General features: G+C 74.4%; 12 protein-coding genes. 9 read left to right on the top strand and 3 right to left on the bottom strand.

Annotated elements, in window-relative coordinates; genetic code table 11:
* The 6 genes from ABZW10_RS20600 to yidD all read left to right on the top strand — a co-directional run bounded on the left by ABZW10_RS20600 (nucleotide 1) and on the right by yidD (nucleotide 6,809).
* Nucleotides 1-834 (top strand): YwqG family protein, encoded by an 834-nt coding sequence (locus tag ABZW10_RS20600; RefSeq protein ID WP_355367655.1) that lies wholly within the window; start codon nucleotides 1-3, stop codon nucleotides 832-834.
* 185 nt (nucleotides 835-1,019) lie between these two features.
* Nucleotides 1,020-2,084 carry a hypothetical protein gene (locus ABZW10_RS20595; RefSeq protein ID WP_355367652.1) on the top strand — a complete coding sequence of 355 codons (1,065 nt, stop codon included), beginning with the start codon at nucleotides 1,020-1,022 and terminating at the stop codon, nucleotides 2,082-2,084.
* Between the two features lie 484 nt (nucleotides 2,085-2,568).
* Nucleotides 2,569-3,981: a family 2B encapsulin nanocompartment shell protein gene (locus ABZW10_RS20590; protein ID WP_355367649.1), complete on the top strand. Its 1,413-nt coding sequence runs from the start codon at nucleotides 2,569-2,571 to the stop codon at nucleotides 3,979-3,981.
* Nucleotides 3,982-5,020: 1,039 nt separating this feature from the next.
* A complete protein-coding gene (locus tag ABZW10_RS20585; RefSeq protein WP_355367646.1) occupies nucleotides 5,021-5,206 on the top strand; it encodes a hypothetical protein in 186 nt (61 codons plus the stop codon).
* Between the two features lie 136 nt (nucleotides 5,207-5,342).
* Nucleotides 5,343-6,116, top strand: coding sequence for a hypothetical protein (locus ABZW10_RS20580; RefSeq protein ID WP_355367643.1), 774 nt, complete (start codon nucleotides 5,343-5,345; stop codon nucleotides 6,114-6,116).
* A gap of 111 nt (nucleotides 6,117-6,227) precedes the next feature.
* Nucleotides 6,228-6,809: a membrane protein insertion efficiency factor YidD gene (gene yidD, locus ABZW10_RS20575; RefSeq protein WP_355367640.1), complete on the top strand. Its 582-nt coding sequence runs from the start codon at nucleotides 6,228-6,230 to the stop codon at nucleotides 6,807-6,809.
* A 110-nt stretch (nucleotides 6,810-6,919) separates the two neighbouring features.
* On the opposite strand, the gene ABZW10_RS20570 is transcribed toward yidD, so the two are convergent.
* Nucleotides 6,920-9,265: a glycosyl hydrolase family 18 protein gene (locus ABZW10_RS20570; protein ID WP_355367637.1), complete on the bottom strand. Its 2,346-nt coding sequence runs from the start codon at nucleotides 9,263-9,265 to the stop codon at nucleotides 6,920-6,922.
* 318 nt (nucleotides 9,266-9,583) lie between these two features.
* Between ABZW10_RS20570 and ABZW10_RS20565 the strand changes: the two genes are divergently transcribed.
* The 3 genes from ABZW10_RS20565 (at nucleotide 9,584) to ABZW10_RS20555 (ending at nucleotide 12,187) form a co-directional block, all read left to right on the top strand.
* The gene (locus tag ABZW10_RS20565) at nucleotides 9,584-10,186 is read left to right on the top strand and encodes a methyltransferase domain-containing protein (protein ID WP_355367634.1); all 603 of its coding nucleotides are present in this window, start codon (nucleotides 9,584-9,586) and stop codon (nucleotides 10,184-10,186) included.
* A gap of 165 nt (nucleotides 10,187-10,351) precedes the next feature.
* Entirely contained in the window at nucleotides 10,352-10,936 is a 585-nt protein-coding gene (locus ABZW10_RS20560) for a TerD family protein (protein WP_355367631.1), read from the top strand.
* A gap of 156 nt (nucleotides 10,937-11,092) precedes the next feature.
* Nucleotides 11,093-12,187 carry a DUF5954 family protein gene (locus ABZW10_RS20555; RefSeq protein ID WP_355367628.1) on the top strand — a complete coding sequence of 365 codons (1,095 nt, stop codon included), beginning with the start codon at nucleotides 11,093-11,095 and terminating at the stop codon, nucleotides 12,185-12,187.
* An 85-nt stretch (nucleotides 12,188-12,272) separates the two neighbouring features.
* Here the strand turns inward: ABZW10_RS20555 and ABZW10_RS20550 are convergent, their stop codons facing one another.
* Both ABZW10_RS20550 and ABZW10_RS20545 read right to left on the bottom strand, forming a co-directional pair.
* Nucleotides 12,273-13,868, bottom strand: a complete 1,596-nt coding sequence (locus ABZW10_RS20550; protein WP_355367625.1) for a lytic murein transglycosylase — start codon at nucleotides 13,866-13,868, stop codon at nucleotides 12,273-12,275.
* Between the two features lie 194 nt (nucleotides 13,869-14,062).
* Nucleotides 14,063-15,022 (bottom strand): MBL fold metallo-hydrolase, encoded by a 960-nt coding sequence (locus ABZW10_RS20545; RefSeq protein WP_355367775.1) that lies wholly within the window; start codon nucleotides 15,020-15,022, stop codon nucleotides 14,063-14,065.
* Between the last annotated feature and the right edge of the window lie 9 nt (nucleotides 15,023-15,031).

The raw sequence follows: 15,031 nt of genomic DNA, 5'->3' as shown, positions 1-15,031 counted from the left end.
ATGGCCGAACTGGTGACCACCGACACCCGCGTGACCGTCCCCGGCGAGGGCGTGCCGCCGATACCCGGCGAGGTCGCGGAGCTGATCCGCGCCCGGGCCGGCGAGCGGCTGGCGCCGCTGGTCCACGGGCTGTTCCGCTCCTCCCTCGTCCTCGATCCCGTGGCGGACACCGCAGACACCGGTGACGCCGGCGGTGCCGCGCACGACGACGTGGTCGGCCGGCTCGGCGGGCTGCCCGCGCTGCCGGCGGGCACGGCCTGGCCGGAGTTCGCCGACCGTCCGATGCAGCTGCTCGCCCAGCTCGACTGCGCCGAGCTCGCCGCGGCCTTCCTGGCCACCGGACCGGACGCCGGCGGCTGGCCGCTGCCCGCCGACGGACTGCTGCTCTTCTTCCACGACGAGTGGCTCACCGACTTCACCGGCCGCGGCTGCCGGGTCCTGCACGTGGCCGCCGGTGCTCCGCCGCGGCCGGCGCCGCTCACCGAGCGTGGCACTCCCGCCGTGCCGGCCGTCCCGGTCCGGGCTGCCCGGGCGCTGTCCGCGCCGTCCTACCAGGACCGCGAGCTGGAGCGGCTGTTCCCCGACGACTTCCTGATCGCCCTCGACCTCGCCCAGGACCTCGCCGAGCAGCTGCCCCGCCCCGCGGTCCGGGTGCTCGGCTGGTGCGACACCGACACCGGCCGCCCCGAGGGCCACCGCCCGCTGCTCCAGATCGAGAGCGGCGTGCTGGCCGCCGACTGGGGCGAGTGCGTCAACGTCTCCTTCTGGATCACCCCCGACGACCTCGCGGCCGACCGCTTCGACCGGGTCCGGCAGGGCTTCGAGGTCGCCTGACCGGCGGGAGGCCGGATCCGCGTCCACGGGGGCGGAGTGCGTGCGGTCGGGGGCACCTCCCGGCCGCAGGCCGGGGCGGACGGCCCGGCAGGCGGGATTTCGAGGGCAGCACCTAGGCTGGGAGGAGCCCGGGCGAGGCGTCGGCCCGGGTGTGGCCGGAGCGCGCGGCGGACGGTGGGACGGACGTGGCCCCAACGACAGACCCGGGCCCTGGGCGCCCGGAACAGCCCGGGGCACCCGGGGCCGACGAGAGCGCCCCCGTCGTCGAGCTGATGCGCTCGATGCGCGCCCACCCGGCCCGGATGCCGGAGCTGCTGGCGGTCTTCGCCGTCCGCCACCGCGGGCCCCGGGCCGCCCGCCGGGTCGCGGAGCTCCGGGCGGCGCATCCGGACGCCCCGGAGCGCGACCTGGCCCGGCGGGCCGTCGACCGCGCCCGCCGGGCCAGCCAGAACGAGGGCGCGTTCGTCGCGGGCCCCTTCCTCTGGATGGCCCCGTTCGCCTTCTGCATCGCGCTGCTGGCCCAGGGCCAGCTGCTGCTGGAGCTGGCCGCCCTCGCGGGCAAGGACCCCACGGACCGGACCCGGGCCCCCGAACTGCTCGTCCTCCAGGGGGCGCACCCGGACCTCGCGAGTGCCGAGCGGGCCATCGAGGCCGGCCCGCTGCCGGAGGCGGACGCCGCTCGCCCCGGCCGGTTCCGGGGGTTCGCCGCACTGGTGTGGCGGATGGCCCGCCTGCTCGGGCTGACCAGCGAGGACGTCGTCCCGCCGCCGTCCCGGTGGCGGACCGCGGGGGAGTGGGCACTGCTCGCCCTGGTGTTCCTGGTCGGCACCGTCGCCCCGCTGATCTGGCTGCCCTACATGGCGTTCTCCTACAACCGGGCGACCGACCGGCTGGCCGCGCGCGCCGTCGCCTTCCACCTCGGCGGGGAGCCGGCCGACTGGCCCGGCCCCCGCCGGGCCCGGACCGACCCCGGGGTGGTGACCGCGGCCGCCCGGGCCGCGTTCGCGCTGCTCGTCCCGGTCGCTGGGGTGGGGGTCCTGTTGGTCGCCGACATCCGGCTCGCCGACAGCCGCTGGCCGGCCCTGGCCCTGGTGGTGATCGGCCTCTCGGTCGTGGTGAGCGGGCTCTGGTGGATGGCGCACTGGCGCTCCCTGCACCCGCCCAGGAACCGGCCGCCGTCCCGCCGCCGCACGGGTCCGCCCGCAGCCCGCCGGACCCCGCCCGACGGCCGGTCGCGACGCGAGGATTAGGCTGCCCGCGGGCCCCGGCCGAGGCCGACGCCGTTCGAACGCAGGTCCTGATCCGGACCCCTGTCCGCAGCCTTCAATCGCACAGTGTTCGAATCTCGAACAGACGTTTGACGGTCTCGCGCCCCACAGGCTGGGGCGCGCGCGCTCGCGCCCCTCCGTTCGGGTGGGGTGAATCGTTCCTGCGTCTGGGCGATTCGCATGCGCAGAAATGTGCGGCCGCGGTGGCGTGCGGTTCTCGGATTCAAACCTTCCGATCGGAGAGATTCACCCTATCGGGGGGCAGTCGGCTGCCGTGCGGGGTTGCCGGGGTCTTGGTGATCTAGGGTTCCGATGGATCGCCCGAGCGGGGCGCACCGCATCGCGAAGGCCGCCAAAACTCCCACCGATACGCGTATCTGATGATCCGTCGAAACAGAGACTCCGGCTGTCAGCCGGCCGTCCGACGGGTCGGCGTGACCCGATCACACGAAGGAGATCCCTGCCGATGTCCGTGGAGACGACCACCCCGGAGACACCGCAGGTGGCGCAGCAGTCCAGCCTGACGACGGCTGCGGCCCGCAATCTTGCCACGACCACCAAGTCCGCACCGCAGATGCAGGAGATCACCTCCCGCTGGCTGCTCAAGGTGCTGCCCTGGGTGCAGGCCGCCGGTGGCGCCTACCGGGTCAACCGCCGACTGACCTACACGGTCGGTGACGGCCGGATCGAGTTCATCAAGACCGGTTCCCAGGTCCGGGTCATCCCGCAGGAGCTCGGCGAACTCGCCCTGCTGCGCGGCTTCGAGGACGACGAGGTGCTCACCGCGCTGGCCGACCGCTGCGAGCAGCGCGACTTCGGCCCGGGCGAGGTGCTCGCCGACCGCGGCACGTCCGCAGACCGGATCTACCTGATCGCGCACGGCAAGATCAACCAGATCGGCACCGGCAAGTACGGCGACGAGACGGTGGTCAGCGTGCTCGGCGACGGTGACCGCTTCGGCGAGAACGCCGTGCTCGAACCCGACGCCGTCTGGGAGTTCACCGCCAAGACGGCGACCGCCGGTACGGTGCTGTCGCTGCTCCGCCGGGACTTCGAGCAGATCCGCGACAACTCGGCCGCGCTGCGGGAGCACCTGGAGGCCTTCCTCGCGCTGCCGCTCCAGGCCCAGAACGAGCGCGGTGAGGCCGAGATCGCCATGTCGGCGGGCCACCACGGCGAGTACCAGCTCCCCGGCGCCTTCGTGGACTACGAGCTCAAGCCGCGCGAGTACGAGCTGAGCGTCGCCCAGACGATCCTCAAGGTGCACACCCGGGTCGCCGACCTCTACAACCAGCCGATGAACCAGATCGAGCACCAGCTGCGGCTGACCATCGAGGCGCTGCGCGAGCGCCAGGAGCACGAGCTGGTCAACAACCCGGAGTTCGGCCTGCTCAACAACGCCGACTTCGACCAGCGGATCCAGACCCACTCCGGCCCGCCCACCCCGGACGACCTGGACGAGCTGCTCAACCGCCGCCGTGACCCGGACTACCTGCTCGCCCACCCGCGGACCATCGCCGCGATCGGCCGTGAGCTGAACGCGCGCGGGCTCTACCCGCACCACGTCGACCTCGGCGGGCAGCAGGTGCCGGCGTGGCGCGGCGTTCCGATCCTGCCGTGCAACAAGATCCCGATCAGCAAGGAGAACACCAGCTCGATCCTGGTGATCCGTACCGGCGAGGACAACCAGGGCGTCATCGGCCTGCACCAGACCGGCATTCCGGACGAGTACCAGCCGAGCCTGTCCGTCCGGTTCATGGGCATCGACGAGAAGGCGATCATCTCCTACCTTGTGAGTGCCTACTACTCCGCCGCGATCCTGGTGCCGGACGCGGTGGGTGTGCTGGAGAACGTCGAGATCGCGCACGGGCGCCGCTGAGGCGCAGTTCGGGCGGGCCCTCCCCGGGGGCCCGCCACGGGCCGGGCGTAACCGGTCCACCCCGATGATCGTTCAACCGGATACCGGACGGCCCGCCCCCGTGGCGGGCCGTCCGGTGTCGGCCCCCTCCCGGCGCGGCCGACCTCCTGACGACGCGAGAGGTGCACGGAGCGATGCCGCTGCCCCAGCCGCCCCGGCGGATATCGATGGACGGGCCGTCGTGACCGCGGACCGGAGCCCGGCGCCCGTCGCCGCCGGGCACGGTGCCTCCGGCGGCCCTCGCGCGCGGCGGATCCGGCTGGCCGGTGCGGCGGCCGGGGTGGCCGCGCTCTGCGCGCTGGTGAGCGGCTCGGCCGCCGCCCGCTCCACGGGGGACCAGCAGGGCGGCGGTCGGCCGCACGGCCCGGTCGTCGAGACCTGCGTCTGCGTCGGGACGGATGTCGCGGTCGGGGTCGGCCGGGGCGGCGTGGACGTCGGGGTGGGCGTGAACGTGGCGGTCGGCGTGGACGTCGACCTCGCCGGGATCCTGCACCACCCGCACCCGCACCCGCATCCGACAAAGCCGACGCACCACCCCTGCCCGTCGCCGTCGCCGAGCCCATCGCCCACTCCGACGCCGAGCCCGTCGCCGAGTGCGTCGCCGTCGCCGAGCCCCAGTCCGACGCCGACCCCGACGCCCCGGCCCACGCCGACTCCCACACCGACGCCCGTCGAGACGCCGACGCCGATCGTCACCCCGATCCCCACCCCGGTGCCGACCCCGCCGCCGATCCCGGCCCCGGTGCAGCCGGCCCCGCCCGCCCCGCCGGCTCCGACGCCGCGGCCCACGCCGTCGGCCACCCCGCCGCCCGCGTCGCCCCGGCCGTCGGCGTCCACCCCCACTCCGAGACCGACGACCCCGCCGCCCGTGCCGGTCGTCCCGCCGCCCCCACTCCCGCCCCCGGCGCCCGCGCCCGAAGCGCCCGCGCCGCCCGCGTCGACGCCGACCCCGTTGCCCCCGGCTCCCAGCCCGGTGCGGTCGGCTCCGACGCTGCGACCCGTGCCACCGGCTCCGCCCGTCCAGGCGCCGGAGCGGCATCACGGCGGCTCCACGACCCGGACCATGCTGGTCGTCACGGTGCCCGCCGTGCTCGCGGCGGCGGCGCTGCGCCCGCGCGGCCGGGCCGGTCGCGGTGGTGGCGGCTCCGGCGGCTCCCGGGGTTCCGGCGGAACCAGCGGCTCCTGACGCCGCCTCCGCTTCCCCTCCCCCCTTTTCCCCTTCCCCTTTTTGCTTCCCGTTTGTCGAACCGCACTGGTCAGGACGAACGGTCCCGATTGCTTCCGATCGACCCTGTCGATCTCCGACCGAGAAAGGAGTTCCCATGTCCGAGTGGTTGGCGCTGGCCATCGCCATGCTGGCGGCCGGCGCCGTCGTGGTGGCGGTGGTGCTGCTGAAGCACCGCCGCGCCGGTGTGAACGAGGCCGCCGACGAGACGCCCGACGTCATCGAGTACATGACGATGATGATCGGCGTGGTCTACGCGATCGTGCTCGGCCTCGCCATCGCCGGTGTCTGGGAGGCGCGCGGCCAGGCGCAGGACGACCTCTTCCGCGAGGCGCAGTCGCTGCACGAGGTCAGCGAGCGGGCGCAGGTCTACCCGGTGGAGTTCCGGGACCAGGTCCGCGCCGACGTCGACGCCTACGTCTCCTACGTGGTGGACGTGGAGTGGACGTACATGCGCGAGAACGGTGAGATCTCCGACCGGGGAACCGAGCTGCTGGAGAAGCTGCGCACCGACGTCGCGACCCGTGCCCCGGCCTCCGACCTGGAGGCCCAGGCCTATCAGCCGATCATGGACCGGATCAGCATCGCCGACGACGCCCGCAACGCGCGCGGGCAGAACGCCGGCCCGACCATGCCGGGCGTGGTCTGGTTCGGTCTGATCGTGGGCGCCGTGGTGACGGTCGGCATGGTGTTCGCCCTGCAGATCCGGCGCTCCGCGCGCGAGTTGCTGCTCGCCGGTGCGTTCAGCGCGCTGATCGCCTTCCTGCTGTTCCTCATCTGGGACTTCGACGACCCCTTCGGCCGCAGCGTCTCGGTCACCACCCAGACGTTCACCGACCTGTTCCCCACGCTCGGCGGCGGGAGCGACTGAGCGCCCTGCCCGGTCCTCGCCCTGGCCGGCCCCCGCGATCACGGCCTTCGATAGTCTGATCGAGCCGTTGGGGGTCGGCCCCGGCGTGCGCGCCGAGAGGAATCATCAGCGTTGTCCCACCAGCAGCCCGGCCAGGGCGAACAGTTCCCGACGACCAGACGCCCCGGACGGGCCTGGTGGTGGCTGCCGGCCGAGGAGCGGCGCCGGCGCAAGCGGCAGCAGCGGGAATGGAAGGCGTACCTGCGCGCGCACGGGGAGAAGAAGAAGCAGAAGGACGACGTGGACGACTGCCTCCCCTCCGGCTGCGGCTGCGGTGGTGGCGGCGGTGACGGGTGCGACGGTCCCTGCCTGATCGGTCTCTTCCCGGTGATGATGGCCGCCGGCCTCCGGTTCGCCCTCACCGGCGGCAGGACGCGGCGCGCCGCGGCGCACCGCACCGACCCGGCCGCGCCCCCGCCGCGGGGCCTGGCCGCCGGGATGCTGTACGGCGCGGTGCGGCACTACCGCGCCGAGATCAGCCCGAACCGCCCGGCCTGCTGCCCGTACACCCCGACCTGCTCGACCTACGCCGTCCAGGCGCTGCACCGCCACGGCGCGCTGCGCGGTGCCCGTCTGACGGCGGGCCGGCTGCTGCGCTGCCGCCCCGGCGCGGCCCGGCGCGGCGGCGGCGTCGACCCGGTGCCGGAGCGCTGAGCCGACGCCCGGAGGCACCCGCCGGCGCACCGTCCGGAAACGACGAGGCCCCGGAGGGTCGGCCGGTGCACCACCACCGGCCGGCCCCCGGGGCCGCTGAGAGCGGAGCGTCAGTTCAGGCTGCTGCTCATCGCGTTGAGCATGGTGGCGGAGGCGTCGTCGTTCTCCAGGGAGAAGGCGAACATGCCCGCCAGGCCCTTGCTCTTGGCGTACGCGCCGCGGGCCTGGACGGCCTGCGGGGTGTCACCGGTCCAGAAGTTGGTGCCGTCGTACACCCAGGAGGACTCGGTCACCGGGTCCCAGTGGGTGTTGGCGGCGGTCGGGTTGAGCTCCTTCCAGGCGGCCAGGCCGGCCTCCGCGCTCAGCGGCTTGGCCGGGGTCGGGCCGGTCGCGCTCTGGTAGAGGCCGAAGTTGTCGCCGGCCGGCACGCCGGTCCAGCCGCGCCAGTAGAACGGCACCCCGAGCACGATCTTGTTCGCCGGGAACCCGCCGGTGATGCCGTACTCCGACAGGCCGGTGGTGTACGCAGCCAGCGTGGTGTCGATGTTGTACTTGCGGGTGCCGGGGGTGATCGGCGTGGTCGGGTCGGCCGGGCTGTCGTGCAGCGGGTCCTGGTGGTTGGTCGGGCCCTTGGCGTCCCACGACCCGTGCATGTCGTAGGTCATGATGTCGGCGTAGTCCAGGTACGCGCCGATCTTGTCGGTCTCCAGCTGCGCGATCTTGTCCTGGCCGCTGGGCAGCGCCGCGGTCAGCAGGAACCGCTTGCCCTGGGCGTTGCCGAGGGCGTCCAGCTGGGTGCGGAACTCCTTGAGCAGCAGGGTGAAGTTCTGCTTGTCGGCGGGGGAGTAGTGGTTGCCGGTGTGGCCGCCGGCCGAGCCCGGGTACTCCCAGTCGATGTCGACGCCGTCGAAGAGGCCGGCCGCCGAGGCCGCGCCGCCCGCCGGGTCACCGGCGACGTTGGCCGGCAGGTTCCCCTTGAGGAACATGTCGAGGCAGGAGGAGACGAACTTCTTGCGCGAGGCGTCGGTGGCGGACGCGTCCGAGAAGTACTTGGAGTACGTCCAGCCGCCGAGCGAGATGGTGAACCGCAGGTTCGGGTACTTGGCCTTCAGCTGGCGCAGCTGGTTGAAGTTGCCCTTGACCGGCTGCTCCCAGGTGTCGGCCGTGCCGTCCACGCTGGTGGCGGCGTTGTAGTCGGCCTGGTAGTCGGCGTAGGCGTCACCGGCGCCGTCACCGGCGTTCGGGTTGTTCTCGTTCGCCGAGTCCGAGGCCTTGACCGCCTGGAAGCAGGTCAGGTTGGTGGGGTGGATGTTGGCGAACGCGTAGTTGATGACGTCCAGCTTGCCGGCCGCACCGCTGGTGTCGACGTTCTTCGCGTGGTAGGCGTTCTCGTAGACGCCCCACTGGTCGAAGTAGGCCGAGCGGAACGGGCTGTTGGCGGGCGCCGCGGCGGTGGTGGTGTTCACCGGGGCGGACTGCGCGGAGGCGTGGCTGCCGGAGTAGCCCTGGACGGTGAAGGTGTAGCCGCGGGTCGGCAGCAGCGAGCTGACCGCCACCGAGGTGCCCATCGAGGTGGCCACCAACTGGTCGCCCGCGTAGACCTTGTAGGCGACCGGGAGGTCGCCGGCGCTCACGGTGGCCGGCTGCCACTTGAGGACCACGGCGTTGTGGGTGACCTTGGTGACGGTGAGGCCGGTCGGCGTGGTGACCTTGCCGTCCCCGGTGGGACCGGTGCCGGTCGAGGTGGCGGTGGGCGTCACGGTCGGGCTGTTGGTCGCCGTGGGGCTGTTGGTGGCGGTGGGGCTGTTCGTGGCCGTCGGGCTGTTGGTCGCGGTGGGGCTGTTGGTCGCGGTCGGGCTGCTCGTGGCGGTGGGGCTGTTGGTCGCGGTCGGGCTGGCCGTACCGGTCGGGCCCGCCGGGCCGGTCAGGGTGAGGTCGTCGGCCTGGTACGCGCCGGTGCCGTACCAGCCGTGCGTGAAGACCGTCACCGAGGTGGTGCTCGCACCCGTGGTGAAGGTGGTGCTCAGCTGGGTCCAGGCGGTGGCACTGGGCGCCCAGCTCTGGGAGTTGACGCCGGTTCCGGTCGCGCCCAGGTAGACGTAGCTGCCGCGCACCCAGCCGGCCAGGGTGTAGGTGGTGTTCGGCTGGACGACGACCGTCTGCTGGCACTGCGCGGTGTCGGACGCCGAGGCGGCGCCGTTGAGCGCGTAACTTCCGCCGTGCACCGGGGTGGTGACGACCGATCCGTTGGCACAGGTCCAGCCGGCCAGCGTGCCGGTCTCGAAGTCGGCGTTGGTGAGCAGGTTGACGGGGGCGGCCGAGGCGGTGTTGAGGGAGAGCGCGAGGGCGGCGCTGCCGGTGCTGAGCGTGGCGGCCAGGGCGAGGGCGAGCGCGCGGCGGCGCGGAGCGGCGGCCCGGCGCTCAACGGGGCGCGCGGACATGACACGGTCGTGCATGCGGTGGTCCTCCGGAGGAGTGGGGGTTCCGGCGGTGCGGTGGCCCGGGTGGGCCGTGGGAGCCGGACCGCGTGCTGTGGGGGCGCGCGGTCGGGTGAAGCACGTGCGGCAGGGCAGGATGCGGCAGGGCGTGCGGGTTCGTGCCGCGGACCGGCCCGGAGGCCGCCGCGGTCACGACATCACAGATTGGACTGGACCAATATTCGCCGTCAAGGGGGTCCGGTGGGCGGACGGTCGGCGGCCGTGCGGCGGGTGCGCGGAGCGTGGGCCCGGTACGGTGGCCTCCCGAGAGGTCCCGCGTCGAACGGAGAACGGGTCATGGACAGCCGCGCCTGGGACGACCGCTACGCCGCCGGCGAGCTGGTCTGGGGCACCGAGGCCAACCGCTGGGTGGTCCGCGAACTGGCCGGGCTCACCCCCGGGCGCGCCCTGGACCTCGCCGCCGGGGAGGGCCGCAACGCCATGTGGCTGGCCGCTCTGGGCTGGGAGGTCACCGGCCTGGACTTCTCCACCGTCGCCCTCGGTCGCGCCGAACGGCTCACCGCCGGGCTGCCCGACGAGGTCGCCGACCGCCTCACCTGGCGGCACGGCGACGCCCGGACCTTCGAAGCCCCGCCCGAGGGCTACGACCTGGTGCTGGTCGCCTACCTCCAGCTCCCCGCCGCGGACCGCCGGGCCGCGCTGCGCCGCGCCGCCGGGGCCCTCGCCCCCGGCGGCACCCTGCTGGTGGTCGGACACGACTCCGGCAACTTGACCGAGGGGGTCGGCGGCCCCCAGGACCCGGCGGTGCTCTTCACGCCCGACGACGTCCTCGCCGACCTGGCCGACGCCGGGCTGCGCACCGTCCGCGCCGAGCGGGTCCGCCGCCCGGTGGGCGAGGCGGAGGCGATCGACGCCCTGGTCCGCCTGGAGCGGGCGTAGGGCCGGGCGCCGGGGAGGCCGGGGCCCGGTGACGGCCGGGGATTCGCTTCCCGGGCACGTCCGCGGGGTATGCAGGTGTCCCGGGACGAGGGCGTACGCGGGGCGCGGAAAAGATCTACAGTGCTGTAGATTCGAGGCGCGCAGGCGAGCAACGAGGAGGGCGCGATGAGCGTTTCGCTGGCGAAGGGTCAGAAGCTGAGCCTGGAGAAGCCGGGTGGAGGCCGACTGGGCGTGGTGCGGATGGGCCTCGGCTGGCGCGCCGCACAGAAGAAGGGCTTCCTCGCGAAGCTGTTCGCCGCCCAGGACATCGACCTGGACGCCTCGGCGGTGCTGTTCGCCGCGGGCAAGCCGGTCGACGTGGTCTTCTTCCAGCACCTCACCAGCAACGACGGTTCGGTGCGGCACAGCGGCGACAACCTGACCGGCGGCGCCGGGGACGCGACGGACGACGAGACCATCACCGTCGACCTCACCGCCGTGCCGGCCGAGGTGGACCAGATCCTCTTCACCGTCAACTCGTTCACCGGCCAGACCTTCCAGGAGGTCGAGAACGCGTTCTGCCGGCTGGTCGACACCCAGACCGGCGCCGAGCTGGCCCGCTACACGCTCACCGGCGGCGGCGCGTACACCGCGCAGATCATGGCCAAGGTGCAGCGCACCGCGGGCGGCTGGCAGATGATCGCGATCGGGCAGCCGGCCAGCGGGCGCACCTTCCAGGACCTCATGCCGGAGCTGGTCAAGCACCTCTGAGCGAGGGCTCCGATGGCCCGTCCGGGGGGACCCGGGCGGGCCGTCGGCCGTTCCGGCGGAGCCCGTCGGCGGTGCCGGGAGCAGGCCGTGCCCGGTCGGGTGGAGTTTCCGCGATAACCCTGCGGTGCTCTCCGCACGTCCGCTAACACTGGCCGCATGGACGATGACGCTGTGCAGTTGCCCGAGCACCTCACCATCTGGGTCACCCACACCGACGACCCGGTCGCCGCCGTGGCCGGTCTGGAGGCCTGGGCGTCCCGCGAGAAGTACCCCAATCTCATGATGATGCCGCCCGTCTTCGGCTGCCTGGAGCGGACCGACACGGGCGCCTGGAAGATCCTCGGGTTCCACGCCATCACCCCGCAGGCGGCCAGGGACGAGCTGGGGCACACCTTCCGGGCCTGGGCCGTGGCCGAACCGGGTACCAGCCTGGCCGCCCCCCGCCCGCTCACCGACGAGGAACGCGCCTCGTACACCGAGGCCTACGAGCGGCTGGAGTGGGAGGCGCTCGACGAGATCTCGGTGGCCGGGCGGGACTACCGCATCTTCCGGGCCGAGCAGGTGCTGCGCTCGGGTCCGGACGGGATCGAGCCGCCCCGGCCCACCGACCCGGACCCGGCCGCCGTCGGCGAGGGGTACCGGGTGCCCTCGCGGGTGAACGGCTTCGTGATCGACCCGGCCGCCGGCGTCACGCTGGTCGACGGGATCCTGCGGCTGGACCTGATGACGCTGGTGCCGACCGGCCGGTTCATCCCGGAGGACGTCCGGGCCGAGGCACGGCTCGCTTCCCACCTCTACCCCAATGTGCTGGTCCTGCCCGTGCACTGCGCCGTCGCGGAGTTCCGGGACGGCCGCTGGGGGCCGATGACCGGCGCCTGCGAGACCCCGCAGGGCGCCCGGGACAGCCTGGCCGCCTATCTGCGCGACTTCGCGCCCCGACTGGACCCGAGCCTCGGGGAGGAGGAACTGGCCCGGTACGCGGAGGCCGCCGACCGGCTGGACGCCGAGCGGGCCGACGAGGTGCGGGCCGCGGACCGCCGGTTCCGGCTGGTCAGGGTCGAGCCGGTGGTCCGCCTCGGGCCGGACGGGCCGGAGCTGCCCCGCACCTCGGACTGGGACCCGGACGTGCCGTTGCGGGTGCAGGAGCAGCGCGACCGCGCCGCCGGCATCGTCTACGGCGAGGACGAGGAGGACGAGGAGGGCGAGGAGGACTCGGCAGGCGGGCGGGCCGAGGAGCCGGAGAACGGCTGAGGGACGGCCGCCCCGCGCGCATCGGCCCGCCTCCCGGACGAACGGGAGACGGGCCGGTGTCGTGGTGCGGGTCCGCCCGGGCCGGTCAGTGCGCCGAGGGGGCGGCGGCCGAGGGGGAGAGCGCGGCGCTCGGGGAGGCGGAGCCGGACGGGAGCGCCGTCGGGGCCGTCGAAGGGGCGGTCGGCGTGGGGCAGCCGGGGCCGGTCGGGGTGGCGGTCGCGCTCGGCGTGGCCGAGGGGCTGGCGCTCGCGGACGGGCTCGCGCTCGCGCTCGGGGTGCCGGTGGGGGCGTCCGTCGGCGTCGCACAGCCGGTGGGCGTCTCGGTGGGCGTCCCCGTCGGCGTGGCGCTCGGGGTGCCGGTCGGGGTGCCGCTCGGCGTCGTCGACGGGGTCCCGGACGGCGTCGTGCTGGGCGTACCGGTCGGGGTCGCGCTCGCGGAGGGGCTCGCGCTGCCGGACGGCGTGGTGCCGGGCGTGGTCGGCGGGGTGGTGCCCGGCTGCTCCGAGGGCGAGGCGCTCGCGGAGGGCGAGGGCGCGGACGACGGCGAGCCGGAGGGCGTCGCGCTCGGCGACGGAGCGCCGGACGGGGTGCCGGTGGGCGCCGTGGACGGGGTGCCGGACGGCGTCGTGGCCGGGCCGGAACCCTGCTCCGGGGTCGGCTGCGAGCCGGTGGTCGGGCTCGGCGTCACCGGTGCGAGCGGGCTCGGCGGTGTGACGGGCAGCAGCGGTGCGAGCGGGCTCACCGTGCCCGGACGGTCCGGGGTGGTGACCGGGCTGCCGCTGCCGAAGTGCGCCATCCAGTTCCGGACGGTGCGCAGGTACTCGTTGGAGTGGTTGTAGCCGAGGATCGCCCGGTCCAGCTGGGCCTGGTCGGACAGGTCGCGGCCGCCCGCGCACAGGTACCGGCCGGCCGCCTCGGAGGCGTCGAAGATGTTGTTCGGGTCGGCCTTGCCGTCCCCGTTGGCGTCGACTCCGTAGGACGCCCAGGTGGAGGGGATGAACTGCATCGGCCCGACGGCGCGGTCCCAGACGGCGTCGCCGTCGTAGCGCCCGCCGTCGGTGTCGGCGATCGCCGCGAACCCGGCGCCGTTCAGCACCGGGCCGAGGATCGGGCGGAACGTCGTCCCGGCGGCGTCGACCGCGCCGCGGCCGGCCTGGCCGGACTCGACCTCGCCGATCGCGGCGAGCAACTGCCAGGGGAGGTGGCAGCCGGGCGAGCGCTGCGCGAGCGCGGCCTCGGCCTTGCGGTAGGCGGCGAAGACCGTCTCCGGCAGGGACGGCCCGGTGCGCAGCGGGTCGGCGAAGGGCGAGGTGAGCGGGGAGAGCGGCGGCTGGAGCAGCGGCAGGGTGCCGCCGCCGTCGACCGGCGCGATGCCGAGCGTGCCGGGAATCCCGGGAACGCTGGTGGTGAAGGGCGAGGCGGTGCTGCCGTCGGCCGCGCCGCCGGGGAGCGTGGTGGCCGTGCCGGGCAGCGCCTCCGCGGCACCCGCCGCGGCGACCGGGGAGAAGCCGAGACCGGTCTGAGAACCGGTCAGCGCCGCGAGGGCGGTGAACACCGCCAGCATCCCGGTCACCCGCTTGCCGAGCCGCAGTCGGCGGCCGGCCGTCCGGCCCGTCCGCCGCGTTTCGGTCCCAGCGGGTTTCCCGCCGTCCCGCGTGGCCTCGCCGTTCCTGCTCACCATGCCGTGCCCCTCCCGTCACCGTCCGGTCCCCCCGGGAACGGACGGGTTGTCACCATCGTGCCCGCCGGTGCATGACAGTCGTCGTTTCCGGAATGATTAGTATCACGACGATCCGACAGGGGCTTGGTGTCCGGGGACGATCCCGGGCGCCACCGTTCGGTGAACGGACGGTGGCCGCGTTCGACCGGACGCGGTCAGACGGCCGTCCGGGAAGGGGAACCTCCCAGATCGAGCAGCATCCCGTCCTCGGCGACGGCAGCGCCCGCCGCCGCCAGCGCCGGCGCCAGGGCGGCGGCCTCCGGTGAACCCCGGTGGGCGAGCGGGTTGGTGTTGTTGAGGTGGGTGTAGAGGTAGCGCGGGCCGGGCCGGCGGGCCAGTTCGGGGAGCGAGTCGGCGACGGCGAGATGGCCCATGCCGCGCGAGGTGCGGGCGCCGCCGGTGCGTTCGGCGAGTTCGTCGTCGGTGGCGAAGGTGCCGTCCAGGATCACCACGTCGGCGTCGGCCACCGCCCGGTCGAGGCCGGGTGTCCAGGCGGCGAGGCCGGGCGCGTAGACGGCGCGGGCCGGGCCGCCCGCCTCGGTGAAGCGGTAGCCGACCACCCAGTCCGTCCGCTCGGCGCAGGGGCTGCCGGAGGGGTCGTCGGACGGGCCACCGGCGGACGGGGCGAGCGGGTCGGCGGCGTAGCGGGGGCGTTTGCCGCCGAGCGCCAGCGGCTCGGCGACCAGCCCGCCGGCCAGCTCGACGGGTGTCCCCGCGGTGACGGTGCGCCAGTGCGCCTTGGTGTAGGGGGCGAGCAGCGGGCCGACCGGGAACGCCTCGTGGAGCGCGGTACGGACCGGCGCGGTGGCGTGCACGGAGAGCTCGGCGGCCTCCCGCAGGGTCACCAGCCCCAGGGTGTGGTCGAGTTCGCCGCTGGTGAGCAGCACACCGCGCAGCGGGGTGGCCCGGGTGCCCGGCGCGGGCGCCAGTTCGGGCGCGGCGAGCAGCTGGGAGCGCAGGTCCGGCGAGGCGTTGACCAGGTACCAGGCGGTGCCGTCGGCACTGATCGCCAGGCAGTCCTGGCTGCGGACGGCGCCGGTGCGGCGGGCGGTGGCGCAGCCCGCGCAGCCGCAGTTCCACTGGGGCAGGCCGCCGCCGGCGGCGGTGCCGAGGATCCGGATCTT

Source organism: Kitasatospora sp. NPDC004723, from assembly GCF_040609255.1.
In the GTDB taxonomy this organism is placed as follows: Bacteria; Actinomycetota; Actinomycetes; order Streptomycetales; family Streptomycetaceae; genus Kitasatospora.
Note: the sequence above shows the minus strand (reverse complement) of the source record. Positions and strands in the feature narration are given on the sequence as shown.

What these genes read in the sequence shown, in the direction of transcription:
- ABZW10_RS20600 (WP_355367655.1), top strand. Translation starts at nt 1, where the DNA reads ATGGCCGAACTGGTGACCACCGACACCCGCGTGACCGTCCCCGGCGAG.
- ABZW10_RS20590 (WP_355367649.1), top strand. Translation starts at nt 2,569, where the DNA reads ATGTCCGTGGAGACGACCACCCCGGAGACACCGCAGGTGGCGCAGCAG.
- ABZW10_RS20580 (WP_355367643.1), top strand. Translation starts at nt 5,343, where the DNA reads ATGTCCGAGTGGTTGGCGCTGGCCATCGCCATGCTGGCGGCCGGCGCC.
- ABZW10_RS20570 (WP_355367637.1), bottom strand. Translation starts at nt 9,265, where the DNA reads ATGCACGACCGTGTCATGTCCGCGCGCCCCGTTGAGCGCCGGGCCGCC.
- ABZW10_RS20565 (WP_355367634.1), top strand. Translation starts at nt 9,584, where the DNA reads ATGGACAGCCGCGCCTGGGACGACCGCTACGCCGCCGGCGAGCTGGTC.
- ABZW10_RS20560 (WP_355367631.1), top strand. Translation starts at nt 10,352, where the DNA reads ATGAGCGTTTCGCTGGCGAAGGGTCAGAAGCTGAGCCTGGAGAAGCCG.
- ABZW10_RS20555 (WP_355367628.1), top strand. Translation starts at nt 11,093, where the DNA reads ATGGACGATGACGCTGTGCAGTTGCCCGAGCACCTCACCATCTGGGTC.
- ABZW10_RS20550 (WP_355367625.1), bottom strand. Translation starts at nt 13,868, where the DNA reads ATGGTGAGCAGGAACGGCGAGGCCACGCGGGACGGCGGGAAACCCGCT.